16 protein-coding genes are annotated in these 13,457 nt (G+C 38.1%); 10 read left to right on the forward strand and 6 right to left on the reverse strand.

Translation table 11 applies throughout. The annotated features are described in order from the left end of the window. The first annotated feature begins 272 nt into the window (after positions 1-272). From glpT to ACNARN_RS06135, 6 genes are all read left to right on the forward strand, one after another. Positions 273-1,625 (forward strand): glycerol-3-phosphate transporter, encoded by a 1,353-nt coding sequence (gene glpT / locus ACNARN_RS06110; RefSeq protein ID WP_198630461.1) that lies wholly within the window; start codon positions 273-275, stop codon positions 1,623-1,625. Positions 1,626-1,760: 135 nt separating this feature from the next. Next, a complete protein-coding gene (glpQ, locus tag ACNARN_RS06115; RefSeq protein ID WP_198619248.1) occupies positions 1,761-2,840 on the forward strand; it encodes a glycerophosphodiester phosphodiesterase in 1,080 nt (359 codons plus the stop codon). A 387-nt stretch (positions 2,841-3,227) separates the two neighbouring features. After that, the gene (locus tag ACNARN_RS06120) at positions 3,228-3,785 is read left to right on the forward strand and encodes a LemA family protein (protein WP_416304244.1); all 558 of its coding nucleotides are present in this window, start codon (positions 3,228-3,230) and stop codon (positions 3,783-3,785) included. Between the two features lie 21 nt (positions 3,786-3,806). Then, positions 3,807-4,880, forward strand: a complete 1,074-nt coding sequence (locus tag ACNARN_RS06125; protein ID WP_416304245.1) for a hypothetical protein — start codon at positions 3,807-3,809, stop codon at positions 4,878-4,880. 90 nt (positions 4,881-4,970) lie between these two features. Then, positions 4,971-5,432 (forward strand): LemA family protein, encoded by a 462-nt coding sequence (locus ACNARN_RS06130; RefSeq protein ID WP_416304246.1) that lies wholly within the window; start codon positions 4,971-4,973, stop codon positions 5,430-5,432. Then, a complete protein-coding gene (locus ACNARN_RS06135) occupies positions 5,429-5,842 on the forward strand; it encodes a hypothetical protein (protein ID WP_198632042.1) in 414 nt (137 codons plus the stop codon). Before ACNARN_RS06130 ends, ACNARN_RS06135 begins: the two co-directional genes overlap by 4 nt. 45 nt (positions 5,843-5,887) lie before the next feature. Here ACNARN_RS06135 and epmA read toward each other — a convergent pair whose 3' ends face one another. After that, complete coding sequence (gene epmA / locus ACNARN_RS06140) at positions 5,888-6,865, reverse strand: elongation factor P--(R)-beta-lysine ligase (RefSeq protein WP_023583702.1); 978 nt, start codon at positions 6,863-6,865, stop codon at positions 5,888-5,890. A gap of 944 nt (positions 6,866-7,809) precedes the next feature. Here epmA and frdA point away from each other — a divergent pair. From frdA to frdD, 4 genes are read left to right on the forward strand one after another with little or no spacing between them, the layout of a single operon-like run. Continuing rightward, positions 7,810-9,606 (forward strand): fumarate reductase (quinol) flavoprotein subunit, encoded by a 1,797-nt coding sequence (frdA, locus tag ACNARN_RS06145; RefSeq protein ID WP_109374308.1) that lies wholly within the window; start codon positions 7,810-7,812, stop codon positions 9,604-9,606. Further along, on the forward strand, positions 9,599-10,336 hold the full coding sequence (locus ACNARN_RS06150) for a succinate dehydrogenase/fumarate reductase iron-sulfur subunit (protein ID WP_023583701.1): 738 nt from the start codon (positions 9,599-9,601) through the stop codon (positions 10,334-10,336). Before frdA ends, ACNARN_RS06150 begins: the two co-directional genes overlap by 8 nt. A gap of 14 nt (positions 10,337-10,350) precedes the next feature. Continuing rightward, positions 10,351-10,743 (forward strand): fumarate reductase subunit FrdC, encoded by a 393-nt coding sequence (gene frdC, locus ACNARN_RS06155; RefSeq protein WP_088493866.1) that lies wholly within the window; start codon positions 10,351-10,353, stop codon positions 10,741-10,743. 14 nt (positions 10,744-10,757) lie between these two features. After that, positions 10,758-11,117, forward strand: a complete 360-nt coding sequence (frdD, locus tag ACNARN_RS06160; protein WP_006535438.1) for a fumarate reductase subunit FrdD — start codon at positions 10,758-10,760, stop codon at positions 11,115-11,117. 136 nt (positions 11,118-11,253) lie between these two features. Here the strand turns inward: frdD and ACNARN_RS06165 are convergent, their stop codons facing one another. The 5 genes from ACNARN_RS06165 to hypA all read right to left on the reverse strand — a co-directional run bounded on the left by ACNARN_RS06165 (position 11,254) and on the right by hypA (position 13,454). Beyond that, positions 11,254-11,583: a helix-turn-helix domain-containing protein gene (locus tag ACNARN_RS06165; RefSeq protein ID WP_416304247.1), complete on the reverse strand. Its 330-nt coding sequence runs from the start codon at positions 11,581-11,583 to the stop codon at positions 11,254-11,256. Further along, the gene (locus ACNARN_RS06170) at positions 11,576-11,962 is read right to left on the reverse strand and encodes a type II toxin-antitoxin system RelE/ParE family toxin (protein WP_198619243.1); all 387 of its coding nucleotides are present in this window, start codon (positions 11,960-11,962) and stop codon (positions 11,576-11,578) included. Before ACNARN_RS06170 ends, ACNARN_RS06165 begins: the two co-directional genes overlap by 8 nt. Before the next feature lie 400 nt (positions 11,963-12,362). Continuing rightward, the gene (gene sugE, locus ACNARN_RS06175) at positions 12,363-12,677 is read right to left on the reverse strand and encodes a quaternary ammonium compound efflux SMR transporter SugE (RefSeq protein WP_064718792.1); all 315 of its coding nucleotides are present in this window, start codon (positions 12,675-12,677) and stop codon (positions 12,363-12,365) included. A 136-nt stretch (positions 12,678-12,813) separates the two neighbouring features. Next, positions 12,814-13,104: a hydrogenase maturation factor HybG gene (gene hybG / locus ACNARN_RS06180; protein WP_198619242.1), complete on the reverse strand. Its 291-nt coding sequence runs from the start codon at positions 13,102-13,104 to the stop codon at positions 12,814-12,816. 8 nt (positions 13,105-13,112) lie between these two features. Then, positions 13,113-13,454 (reverse strand): hydrogenase maturation nickel metallochaperone HypA, encoded by a 342-nt coding sequence (gene hypA, locus ACNARN_RS06185; protein ID WP_198619241.1) that lies wholly within the window; start codon positions 13,452-13,454, stop codon positions 13,113-13,115. Between the last annotated feature and the right edge of the window lie 3 nt (positions 13,455-13,457).

Genomic DNA, 13,457 nt, shown 5'->3' on the forward strand with positions numbered 1-13,457 from the left:
AACGAAAGAGAAACGCTCACGAGTGAAAAATTAAAACCACAAGTGTGATACTAATCACAAATTATTTAACAAAAAGTATTTGATAAAGTTAACATATCACTCAAAATTGCACATCTTGAAAAATTATTCGACAACTGAGTAATACCTCACAGTAAATTTGATTGTATAAGTTTACTATTAAGTTCGTTAAAGAAAATTTTTTGATAACTTCACTGTTCGTTTTGTCATTATTTAATATCAACATATTAAAATAAAAGCCATCGGAGGCTAATATGTTAAGTCTGTTTAGACCTGCGCCACATAAAGCGCGTTTGCCAAAAGAGCAGATAGATCCTGTCTATCGTCGTCTGCGTTGGCAGATCTTTATGGGGATTTTCTTCGGTTATGCTGCTTATTATTTAGTAAGAAAAAACTTTGCGTTAGCAATGCCTTATCTTGTAGAAGAAGGGTTTTCTAAAGGTGACCTAGGTTTTGCTTTATCAGGGATCTCGATTGCTTACGGTTTCTCTAAGTTTATCATGGGCTCATTCTCTGACCGTGCTAACCCTCGTTATTTCTTACCAGCAGGTCTTATTTTAGCATCCGCAGTGATGCTATTTATGGGCTTTGTACCATGGGCAACTTCGAGCATTATGGTAATGTTCGTTCTGTTGTTCCTTTGTGGTTGGTTCCAAGGTATGGGCTGGCCTCCTTGTGGACGTACAATGGTGCACTGGTGGTCACAAAAAGAACGTGGCGGTATCGTTTCTATCTGGAACTGTGCGCATAACGTTGGTGGTGGCTTACCTCCATTACTGTTCTTATTAGGTATGGCATGGTTTAACGACTGGAAAGCAGCGTTATATATGCCAGCATTTGCAGCAATCTTAGTTGCTATGATTGCATTCGCATTAATGCGTGATACCCCACAATCTTGTGGTTTACCTTCAATCGAAGAGTACAAAAACGACTATCCACCAGATTATAAAGAAACAGACGAACAAGAACTGACTGCAAAAGAAATCTTCATGAAGTATGTGTTCCCTAACAAACTTCTGTGGATGATTGCAATTGCGAACGTGTTCGTTTACTTACTGCGTTACGGCGTACTGGACTGGTCACCAACTTATCTGCGTGAAGTTAAACACTTTGCAATGGATAAATCATCATGGGCTTACTTCTTATATGAATACGCTGGTATTCCAGGCACACTGCTGTGTGGTTGGATGTCGGATAAAGTGTTCAAGGGTAATCGTGGTGCAACAGGTGTATTCTTCATGACCTTGGTAACTATCGCAACTATCGTATTCTGGATGAACCCAGCGGGTAACCCGAATGTTGATATGGCGTGTATGTTAATCATCGGTTTCTTAATCTACGGTCCTGTTATGTTAATTGGTCTGCATGCGCTAGAGCTTGCACCGAAAAAAGCCGCAGGTACAGCAGCAGGCTTTACTGGTCTATTCGGTTACTTAGGTGGTTCTGTTGCAGCAAGTGCTATCGTAGGTTACACCGTTGACTACTTCGGCTGGGATGGCGGCTTTATGGTCATGATCGGCGGTAGTGCGCTATCTGTTGTGTTATTACTTATCGTGATGGTTACTGAAACCAAACACAAACGTGAAATGCTTCAGAAGTACGAATAATCGCTAACTGATTATTTATGAAATTAGTTAAATCTCATCTCTAAAAACCAAGCCACATCAACTGTTTTGATGTGGCTTTTTTATTGCCAACTGTACATAACTTTGTTGTACATAGAATTAAAATGGAGCAGCTTTATGAGTAAATCTTTTAGAATAAAACCGTTAGTTGCAGGCGTTCTTTTAACTCTATCTTTAAGTGCAATCGCACAAGCGGCAAGTGATAAGGTCGTTATCGCTCACCGTGGTGCAAGTGGTTATTTGCCTGAACATACGCTTCCTGCCAAAGCATTAGCTTATGCTCAAGGCGCAGATTATCTAGAACAAGACTTAGTGATGACAAAAGATAACGAACTGGTTGTCTTACATGATCACTATCTTGATCGTGTAACAGATGTGGCTGAACGTTATCCAAATAGAGCAAGAAAAGATGGTCGTTATTACGCTATCGACTTTACGCTTGAAGAGATCAAAGGGCTAAAATTTACCGAAGGTTTTGACATTGTTGACGGTAAAAAAGTCCAAAGTTATCCAAACCGTTTCCCTATGGGTAAATCCGATTTCCGTGTACACACATTCCAAGAAGAGATTGAATTTGTTCAAGGTTTAAACAAATCAACAGGGCAAGATATTGGTATTTACCCTGAAATTAAAGCGCCTTGGTTCCATGAACAAGAAGGCAAAGACATTACCTCTAAAGTGCTCGAAGTGCTTAAACAATATGGTTACACGAAAAAAACCGACAATGTTTATCTGCAATCTTTCGATGCTAACGACCTAAAACGCATCAAAACAGAATTAATGCCTAAAATGGGTATGGATTTAAAACTCGTTCAGTTAATTGCCTATACAGACTGGAATGAGACTTATGAAAAACAACCTGATGGAACATGGACAAACTACAGCTATGAGTGGATGTTTAAGCCAGGTGCAATGAAAGAAATTGCCACTTATGCCGATGGTATTGGCCCTGACTACCATATGTTAGTCGAAGAAAATTCAACACCAGAAAAAATCACCTTAACGGGAATGGCTGCTGATGCGCATGCTAATAAACTAACCATTCATCCATTTACTGTTCGTATTGATAAACTGCCTAAATACGCAAAAGATGGTGATCAGCTTTACGACATCATTTATAACCAAGCAGGTGCTGAGGGTGTCTTTACAGACTTCCCTGATTTAGGAGTTAAATTCTTACAAAAACAAGCTAAATAACTTATCACGTTTTAGTTGCACCTTAAATAACTCAAGGTGCAACTTGAAGTATAACAAGTCGATACTCTAAATAATTCAAGGTGCAGCTAGGCGACAAATGAATGAGATGCTAGGAGCATACATAAGTATGTGACTAGTACGAATGAATGTAGTCAACAACGCTGCAACTTGAAGTATGACGAGTATATAAGTATGTGACTAGTACGAATGAATATAGTCAACAACGCTGCAACTTGAAGTATGACGAGTATCCTAGATATTTGCGCCCTTTCTGATTGTATATTCCTTAATCTTTCTCTAACTTATTCTAATAATTTAATTAAAAATCATAATCACTTTTTAATTTAGCTATCATTATTTATTAAATATTTAGAGGAAGGGATCACGATGACAATAATAGCGATTATTTTACTTGTTCTTATCGTTCTTTTTATTGGTTGGGGAATTTCCATTTACAACCGTCTTATTGCAACACGCAATCAAGTAAGTAATCAGTTTGCGAATATTGACGTTATTTTAAAACAAAGAGCTGACCAAATTCCTCAATTAATGGCTATAGCTGAAAAAGCCATGGAGCACGAAAAAGGTGTATTTATTGCATTAAGTGACGCAAGACAACGCTATTTTAAAGCACAAAATATTAATGAAAAAATTAGCGCAACAAATGAGATGAATACAGCACTGCGAGGCATGATTGCCCTTGCTGAAAATTATCCGACGTTAATTTCAGGTGAGCAATTAGCACTACTTCAAACAGGTGTTAGTGATGTAGAAAATAAAATTGCTCAACGTCGTGAAGGCTTTAATGATGCAACAACTAACTACAACACTGCAATAGAGATGTTTCCTGATAGCTTAATTGCTGGCCTTTTTCGCTTTGAACGTATGCAATTACTTGAAATACCAAAAGAAGAAATGAAATTTGAAGAAATTCACTTTAAATAACCGCATTAAGGATAAATTGCAGTGTTAATTTATTTTTTTATCGGCTGTGCTGTGGGTGCATTAATCTATTTTTTACGCAGCAAACGTCCTCAAAAAAAGAAGAACAGCTTGAGTATTGTTCTCTTTTTAGGGATCGCTTTTGCTGCTGGAAATTATCTGTTTTTTTCGAGAGAAACGGACGTTTATCCTAGAGGTGAAGACTCTGTTGTTAATCTTATCTCCGGAATTGCATTCGCTGTTATTTTGCTATTTGCATATGGTATTTCAACCCATATTGCGAATATTGGAGAGAAAGCGATAAAGAATTACCATCAATTACAAAATGAAGGAACCTCTAAATTTTCAGCACTTATCAACACTGTATTTGTTAGCCTTTTATTGCTGAGTTTAAGCTTCAGCTTGTTTATCGACCAAAGATTGTTCTTTTTAAGTTTCGTTTTAATGTTCGTTTACCAAATCGTCAGAAGAACACCTGAAAAACGTTTTTTACGTTTTCAAAAAATTCTAGCGACATCTAAAATTCGCTCTTTAGCCATTGGGCTTGTTGAAATTGAAGGCAAGATAACTGCGGGGAAAATCTTAAATAGTCGATTAGGTAAAAAAGAGTGTTATGGCTATTTCTATTATGAATACGACATATCCACAGACAAAGAAGGTAAAAAAAGCTATCAGCAAACGCTTTGCGAAAAAGAAATCAATAATTTCACGATGACAGATGATACAGGATCAATTCAAGTTCTTGCGGCTGATACTCCTTTTATACACTTTGGTATCAAACCTCATCAAGATTTTGAATCCAACAGTAAACGTTTTAAAGAGTACATTTTAGACAAAAATACAACATATTTATTAATTGGTGATGCAGAGTCCGTCAATGGCGAAGTGGTTATCACACGTAAAGCGCCTCATTACCTACTGGGTTTATCGCCACAAGATTATATTGTTAGTTGGAACAAAGCTCGTCCTTTACGTCGTAACGTGACTATCATCGTTATCCTTGCTCTTTTTGTTATCTTTTCCATTTTAGTAATACCGATGGAATATCAAGACGGCATCTTAACGCTTTATTTTAATAACACCTCTTCACCTTGGTAATTAATTATTATGGAATGGCTTATTTTCATTATTTTTATTCTCACCTTAGTGTATTTTTTAATACGCCAATTAGTGATGATTTATAACAACATGGTGATGCTAAAAAATAATTGCTATAAAGCCTTTGCAAACATTGATGTTTTATTAAAAAAACAAGCTGACTTGATCCCCATGCTGATAGTGATTACACAAAAAGCAATGGATCATGAGAAAGCCTTATTTGAAAAATTGGCTGAAAATAGAGATCACTATTTACATACAGATGTATTAGATGAAAAAGTTAATTTAGCTAATCAGTTATTACCACAAATAAAAAAATCACTCATTATTGCTGAAAAATATCCTGAACTTATCAGCGGGAAAAATTTGCACCTATTACAAATACAAGCGAAAGAATTAGAAGAATGCATAGCTGACAGGCGAGAATTCTTCAATCAATCTGTGACTCTCTATAATACTGAAATACGTATTTTTCCTAATATAGTGTTTATGTTTATTTTTAAATTTAAAGATATCCCTCTTTTTTACCCTAGTAGGGAGGCAATATCATGATAGAAATTCCCTTTTCTTTTTTTGGTATAACGGATTGGTTTCTAAGCTTTGATGAACCTATCTCGATTATTATGTTTGCCACATTTGGCGTACTGTTCTCTATGGCAATTATCTTGCCATTAATCAGTATCACACCTTTAAAAAAATATATGTCGCAAATTGCAGGAGGATTATTTAGCTCGATATTTGTCAGCTTAATGGTCTTAATTAGCTTTAATTTAATGCTGGGTGTTAATTCTGCATTAAAGCTACTGTTAATTTGGTGGGTTATTTTATTTTCATGTATTACGTTTTGGTTTATTAATTATCGCTATATGAAAGACGTAACAGGGAATAAGTTTGCGAAGTTTCAAGAAAAAGCCCTTGAAGCAGAAGAAAAACGAAGACAAAGCCGAAAATCCAAAAAATAAAAAAGAGAGCCTAGGCTCTCTTTTTTAGCACTATTGATATCGCACTTATGCCCTGTAAACAGGGAATGCAATAACATCACTAAGGCGTTCAACACCCAGTGCTAGCATAATAAGGCGATCAACGCCTAAAGCTACACCCGAACACTCAGGTAGTCCCGCTTCAAGAGCAGCTAAAAAGCGCTCATCAATAGGTTGCTCTGGTAATCCCATTGCCACTCGCTGACGATTATCACGTTCAAAGCGATGACGTTGCTCTTGTGCATCCGTCAGCTCACGGAATCCGTTCGCTAACTCAACACCTTTAAAATAGACTTCAAAACGCTCTGCTACACGATGATCTTCAGAGCTGATTTCAGCCAATGACGCTTGTGACGCAGGGAAATGATAGATAAAGGTTGGCTTTTCTAAACCGATATGAGGTTCAACTCCAGAAACAAATAGCAACTGAAGTAGCGTATCTTTATCTTCTTCAGTATCTGCAATATTTGATAAATCCAGTTTTGCCGCCACTTCACGCAATTTTTCTTTATCAACAGATAAAGGGTCAATATCGAGATAACGCAAGAATGCTTGCTGATAAGAGAGTGACTCTGATGCTTCACAATCTAACACTTCTTGCAGTAGATCATCGACTTCATTCATCAACCGGTACATATCAAAACAAGGGCGATACCACTCAAGCATCGTAAATTCCGGATTATGATATCTACCGGCTTCCTCATTACGGAAGCAACGCCCCATTTGATAAATCGGCCCACTGTTTGCAGCCAATAAACGCTTCATGTGGTATTCAGGGCTTGTCATCAAATAAAGTTTTAGCCCTTGAGAAGCACCAGGCCCCACAAATTGGGTTTCAAATGGGTAAAGATGAACATCGGTAACGGTAGCCTGACTCATCATCGGTGTTTCAACTTCTAACACACCACGATCAGTGAAAAAACGCCTAATATTACTGACTATTTTCGCCTTTTTTAATAAGTTGGCGATTGAGGCGCTTGGCTGCCAATCCGCGATTTCACTCATGAACGAAAAACTCCAACAGAAAACAAAGCGTGCAGTTTACTCGCATCCTCTTCAACAGACAAATTTCTCCTAATAAAGAGAGGTTTCATTTTATATTTTTTCACTGATCTTTTCTTTTATTAAGTAAAAACACATAAGATAAATAAATATAATTCTACAAAACATCTACTTTTGGGCACTTTTTATCGTTTAAATAAACACCAATTTAAAGTAAGAAACTCAGTGCTTTTTCGCTATTTTTATAAAAAGAGTTAATTAGAATAATTCTTTTTCTCAATTACAAATAACAATAAACTAACACTATGCTTATATTTAAATAGCCAAACTCATCTAAACTTCAAAGTTAACTTTCTATTTAAATCTACGTATTTTGATGAGTATTAAAAACCTTTAGAAATATTATTAATATTTTATTAACAATTAACAAGACAAACCGATTTGTTTTAGATAAATAGTAAAAAATTTATTTTAGTTTTTAAAATGGAATTTTATTAATTAAAATTAGACTTAAGAAAGATAAAAGCATTTACCCTTTAAAATCAACATTTAATAAAAAATCATTGTCATTTCCAATTAAAGTTATCTATACTTTCAAAATAGGTTATTCATTACTATTTATAAATTTTCAATTTAGAAAAATATATTCTATTTAATCTTCAAGTTTCTCTGGTGGCTTATTAGTTAAACCCAGAATTCTTGGCATAGATCACACTTTTTTTGCGAAATACGGGAAAACCATCATTCATATCAAATTTCGGTGCCCTACATTTCGTTATACTAAAATTACAGTCAATGATAATAAAGATGTTATCAAGCGCAGTCACAAGGTAGTGAAACAATTTCGTTACGGATAGCGTAAAAAAATAGCATTACAAATTAATAATGTCAGTGAATTGAATTCTAGACAATTATTCCAATTTTCACTTGAACAATGGAGAAGCGCAGTGCAAACCTTTAATGCCGATATAGCGATAATCGGAGCCGGGGGCGCAGGCTTACGAGCAGCAATAGCTGCAGCGGAAGCTAATCCTCAACTGAAAATTGCTCTGATCTCAAAAGTTTACCCAATGCGTAGCCACACCGTGGCAGCAGAAGGCGGATCAGCAGCAGTGACTCAGGCTCACGACTCCTATGATTTCCACTTCAATGATACCGTTTCAGGCGGTGACTGGTTGTGTGAACAGGATGTCGTCGATTACTTCGTTGAGCATTGTCCAACAGAGATGACTCAACTAGAACTCTGGGGCTGTCCTTGGAGCCGGAAAGAAGACGGGTCAGTCAACGTCCGACGTTTTGGTGGGATGAAGATCGAACGGACCTGGTTCGCAGCCGATAAAACCGGCTTCCATATGCTACATACCCTGTTCCAAACATCCTTAAAATACCCACAAATTCAACGTTTCGACGAACACTTTGTTCTCGATATTCTTGTTGATGAAGGTCACGCTCGTGGTCTTGTTGCTATTAATATGATGGAAGGTACGAAAGTTCAAATTCGTGCTAACGCAGTCATTATGGCAACCGGTGGTGCGGGACGTGTTTATCGTTTCAATACCAATGGCGGTATTGTTACTGGTGATGGTATGGGTATCGCTTTACGTCATGGCGTTCCACTGCGTGATATGGAATTTGTTCAATATCACCCAACTGGCCTACCAGGTTCAGGTATCCTGATGACCGAAGGTTGTCGTGGTGAAGGTGGTATTCTGGTCAATAAAGATGGCTATCGTTATCTGCAAGATTACGGCCTAGGACCAGAAACACCATTAGGTAAACCAGAAAATAAATACATGGAATTAGGTCCTCGCGATAAAGTTTCTCAAGCTTTCTGGCATGAGTGGCGCGCAGGCCGTACCATCAAAACTCACCGTGGTGACGTTGTTTATCTTGACTTACGTCATCTGGGTGCGAAAAAACTTCATGAACGTCTGCCATTTATTTGTGAACTGGCAAAAGCGTATGTGGGTGTTGACCCAGTTAATGAACCAATCCCTGTTCGTCCTACTGCTCACTACACTATGGGTGGTATCGAAACTAACCAACAAACTGAGACTCGTATTAAAGGTCTGTTTGCGGTGGGTGAATGTTCATCTGTTGGCTTACACGGCGCTAACCGTTTAGGTTCTAACTCACTGGCAGAGCTGGTTGTATTCGGTCGTCTTGCTGGTGAAGAAGCGGTTCGTTGTGCACAAGAAGCAGCACCAGCTAACGCATCAGCATTAGATGCTCGTACTCGTGATATCGAAGATGGCCTGAAAAATCTGATGAACCAAAAAGGTTCTGAAAGCTGGTCACAAATTCGAGACGAAATGGGTGAATCAATGGAAGAAGGTTGCGGTATCTATCGTACACCTGAATTAATGCAAAAAACCATTGATAAACTGGCTGAATTAAAAGAACGTTTCAAACGCGTTGAAATTAAAGACACGAGTAGCGTCTTTAATACAGATTTACTGTACAAAATTGAGCTTGGCTTTGGTTTAGATGTCGCTGAATGTATGGCTCATTCCGCAATCAATCGTAAAGAGTCTCGTGGTGCACACCAACGTCTTGACGAAGGTTGTACTGAGCGTGATGACGTGAACTTCCTGAAACATACTCTGGCGTTCTATAACCCAGAAGGTGCCCCTCGTTTAGAATATAGCGATGTGAAGATCACGAAATCTGCTCCTGCTAAACGTGTCTATGGTGGTGAAGCGACTGCACAAGACAAGCAGAATAAGGAGAAAGCGAATGGCTGATGACATGAAGCACATTAAAATGGAAGTCATGCGCTATAACCCAGAAACAGACGAAGCGCCTCATTTCGTCACTTATGATGTTCCTTATGATGAGCAAACCTCATTACTGGACGCATTGGGTTATATTAAAGACAATTTAGCGCCTGATCTTTCTTATCGTTGGTCTTGCCGTATGGCGATTTGTGGCTCTTGCGGCATGATGGTCAACAAAGTGCCTAAATTGGCTTGTAAAACGTTTATTCGTGAATATCCAGACGGTATAAGAGTTGAAGCGTTAGGTAACTTCCCAGTTGAGCGTGACCTTGTTGTCGATATGACTCACTTTATTGAAAGCTTAGAAGCGATTAAACCTTATATCATCGGTAATGATCGTAAGCCTTCAGAAGGGACGAATAAACAGACTCCTGCTCAAATGGCAAAATACCACCAATTCTCTGGTTGTATCAACTGCGGTCTTTGCTATGCAGCATGCCCGCAGTTTGGTCTAAACCCAGAGTTTATTGGCCCAGCAGCGATTACATTAGCTCAACGTTACAACACAGATAGTCGCGACCATGGGGCAAAAGAGCGTATGCCTCAGTTAAATGGTGAGAACGGTGTCTGGTCTTGTACCTTTGTTGGCTACTGTTCTGAAGTCTGTCCAAAACATGTGGATCCTGCTGCCGCTATTCAGCAAGGTAAAGCAGCCAGTGCGCAAGACTTTGTCATTGCGATGCTGAAACCACGTTAAGGAGGAAACAAGACATGACAACAAAACGTAAGCCTTATGTTCGTGGCATGCAACCAAACTGGTGGACGAAACTTGGATTCTATCGTTTCTATATCACCCGTGAAGGGACTTGTCTTCCACAACTTTGGTTCAGTCTGGTTGTACTGTTTGGTGTATTCGCACTGAAAAATGGACCAGAAAGTTGGGCAGGTTTCGTTGGATTCCTGAGCAACCCAATTGTAATGCTAATTAACATTGTGACCCTAATTGCGACGGTCTTCCACTCTGCAACTTGGTTCAAACTTGCACCAAAAGCAGTGGTTATCGTTGTTAAAGATGAAAAAATGCCACAAGAACCCATCGTTCGTGGTTTCTGGGGTGTCACTATCGTTGTTACTGCCGCTATTCTGGCAGTGGCGTTAATTTAACCCAGGAGGAAATAATGAATCAGAATCAACTTCCTAAGCGCTCTGATGAACCTATTTTCTGGGGATTATTTGGTGCAGGTGGTATGTGGAGTGCGATTGTTTCTCCAGCAATCATCATCCTGCTCGGTATCCTAATCCCTATGGGTATTGCGCCAGAAGCATTTACTTATGAACGTATTATGGCATTTAGCCAAAGCATCATTGGCCGTCTGTTCTTACTGCTAATGATTATTCTGCCAGTTTGGTGTGCATTACACCGTATTCACCATACTCTGCACGATTTTAAAGTGCATGTACCTGCAAGCAAATGGGTATTTTATGGTGGTGCAGCAATTATCAGCGTTATCGCTATCATTGGTGTATTTACACTGTAATTGATTAATACGTAAAAATTAAAAGCCACTCATTGAGTGGCTTTTTTATGAAAAAAATTTTCTATAATTAACTTTTTTATATTTGAACTATATCTCCACAGTAAACAAAAAGCACTTAACGGCTATTGTCTCTCACTTAAATTATTAGGACTTCAGGTCCCTGACGTTCTAAAATACGTAACATTCTTAGCGCTGGTCCACTTGGCTTCTTTTCACCTCTTTCCCATTTAGATACGCTCTCTTTTGACATACCTAAAGCTCGGGCAAGAACAGCCTGTGACATTCCAAATTTAGTGCGCAAAGTTTTAATCTCTGCACCACTCATCGCCGATACGCATTGTATTTTGTCATTAATTTCACGAGTGTGAACAATACTTTCAATTTCTTGAACCAAGCTATCGGGTGATATACCTGCGGCATTTAGCTCTTTAGCCAATTCAAGCATGTTATTTAGCTTGTTACTCATCAGTTATTTCCTCTAAAATTCTGCAAGAAATTAAATGATTAATAGTACTTTCATCATAATTTAAAAACTCATTTGCTAAATGTTTATAGGCCTGCAATTCGTCATCTTCTATTTCTTTTTTTCCCTTTGCATTAACGGCATTTTTCGTCCAGCCATCAGCGAAAAAAAGATGATTGTTGATCTTAAAAAATATGATGACTCTAACACTTCCGCTTTTACCTTGTCCTTGTATTGCTAGACGTTTTTTTATTACTCCACCACCCAAGTCAGCTTCATATTTTCCTTGCTGAACTTCTTTTGCAGCTACAGATAACTGCTTATCCGTTATGGGTGTTTTCTTCACACTTCTCTTAAAAGAAGATATTTTATATATTCCCATGCCACTCCCTCTGCAGTAATGAGTACTATAGTAACCAGTACCACTTTTTCAATCAATGTTTCTTTAACCACTTAGATTAAAAACCAAGAAACAAAAAAAGTTAGGTGATTGCATTTTTTATTCTGCAAAAAGGATATGGGAGAAGCTAGAAAATATCGTACCCAATTGATTAGAGCAAAATCAAAGTCTCTAAATTCTCCCCAAAATAGGACACTTATTTTGGGGGGTTCTATGGTTAAATGTTACCGCTTATTGACTATCAAAATTTTAACGCAGATCTTTTAATTATCATTATCTAATTGATTTTTGATGATTTTCATTAGAACAATAACATAAGTAAAAAGATTTTAATTACGCTAATCTTATTAGAAAATTTTTTAATAAATCAAACCTATCACAATTAACTCGCCAATTTCAGCCCGATAATGCCAAAAATTATCATCGCTAAACTCAATAAACGATAAATATTGGCAGACTCACCAAAAACTAAAATACCAAAAATTGCAGTACCGACAGCACCAATACCTGTCCAAATCGCATAAGCGGTGCCTGCTGGTAAGCCTTTCATGGCATAAGATAACATGCCCATGCTCACAATCATGGCCGTTATCGTAATAATGCTTGGTGTTAGTCGCGTAAATCCATGAGTGTATTTCAAGCCAACAGCCCAAACTATCTCAAGTAAACCAGCAACAAATAGAATTGCCCAGGACATAAATTACCCCTTTTATATAAAACATATTTGGGTCGTCCCCTGAATGAACAACAGAAAGCTGGGTCGTCCCAGCTTCAGAGAAATGAGATTGAATTATAAGAAAAAGTAATAAAGCATGCAATAGCTTGAAATTTATTCAAACTTGCTTAGGTGCGCCCTCTTCGCCATAAAGAAAAGCAGAGACATCATCTTCAACTTCTCCCATTGCCATCAGAGCATCCAGCGTCTCTTTTGCTTCTTCTTCATTGACAATACTCATGGCGAAACCAACATGCACTAACACCCACTTACCGATCATCGTATGAGGCTCACCCTCGCAGACTAACGCAATATTCACTTCTCGTTTAACGCCACAAACATCGACCATTGCATTTTCAGTGATTGTTTTTCCGACTTCAACAACCTGACCTGGAATACCAAGACACATAACAACCCCTATTCGATCTCTATTTGCTTTATTCGCATTGCATCATCATTTTCAACGCGCAAATTTTGGCTACCACAAGACGGACAACCTGCATTAAAGGTTGAAACAGTGACAACTTGATGACAATCCCAACACCATGCTTTCGCGGGGATAACCTCAATATGTAATTCACAACCTTGGGCAAGGGTGTCTCTGCAAACAATATCAAAGCAAAATTCAAGTGCACTGACTTCAACACAAGATAATGCGCCCAATTCCATCCATACACTTTTTACTTTTTTTGCATTATTTAATTTAGCTTGAGAATCTATTATCTCAAATGCGCTCTGGCAAAGCGTAATTTCATGCATGTC

This window comes from Proteus sp. TSJ240517 (genome assembly GCF_047921575.1).
Lineage (GTDB): Bacteria > Pseudomonadota > Gammaproteobacteria > Enterobacterales > Enterobacteriaceae > Proteus.

Coding starts and splice junctions, on each gene's coding strand:
- glpT (WP_198630461.1), top strand. CDS start 273: ATGTTAAGTCTGTTTAGACCTGCGCCACATAAAGCGCGTTTGCCAAAA.
- glpQ (WP_198619248.1), top strand. CDS start 1,761: ATGAGTAAATCTTTTAGAATAAAACCGTTAGTTGCAGGCGTTCTTTTA.
- ACNARN_RS06120 (WP_416304244.1), top strand. CDS start 3,228: ATGACAATAATAGCGATTATTTTACTTGTTCTTATCGTTCTTTTTATT.
- ACNARN_RS06130 (WP_416304246.1), top strand. CDS start 4,971: ATGGTGATGCTAAAAAATAATTGCTATAAAGCCTTTGCAAACATTGAT.
- ACNARN_RS06135 (WP_198632042.1), top strand. CDS start 5,429: ATGATAGAAATTCCCTTTTCTTTTTTTGGTATAACGGATTGGTTTCTA.
- epmA (WP_023583702.1), bottom strand. CDS start 6,865: ATGAGTGAAATCGCGGATTGGCAGCCAAGCGCCTCAATCGCCAACTTA.
- ACNARN_RS06150 (WP_023583701.1), top strand. CDS start 9,599: ATGGCTGATGACATGAAGCACATTAAAATGGAAGTCATGCGCTATAAC.
- frdC (WP_088493866.1), top strand. CDS start 10,351: ATGACAACAAAACGTAAGCCTTATGTTCGTGGCATGCAACCAAACTGG.
- frdD (WP_006535438.1), top strand. CDS start 10,758: ATGAATCAGAATCAACTTCCTAAGCGCTCTGATGAACCTATTTTCTGG.
- ACNARN_RS06165 (WP_416304247.1), bottom strand. CDS start 11,583: ATGAGTAACAAGCTAAATAACATGCTTGAATTGGCTAAAGAGCTAAAT.
- ACNARN_RS06170 (WP_198619243.1), bottom strand. CDS start 11,962: ATGGGAATATATAAAATATCTTCTTTTAAGAGAAGTGTGAAGAAAACA.
- sugE (WP_064718792.1), bottom strand. CDS start 12,677: ATGTCCTGGGCAATTCTATTTGTTGCTGGTTTACTTGAGATAGTTTGG.
- hybG (WP_198619242.1), bottom strand. CDS start 13,104: ATGTGTCTTGGTATTCCAGGTCAGGTTGTTGAAGTCGGAAAAACAATC.
- hypA (WP_198619241.1), bottom strand. CDS start 13,454: ATGCATGAAATTACGCTTTGCCAGAGCGCATTTGAGATAATAGATTCT.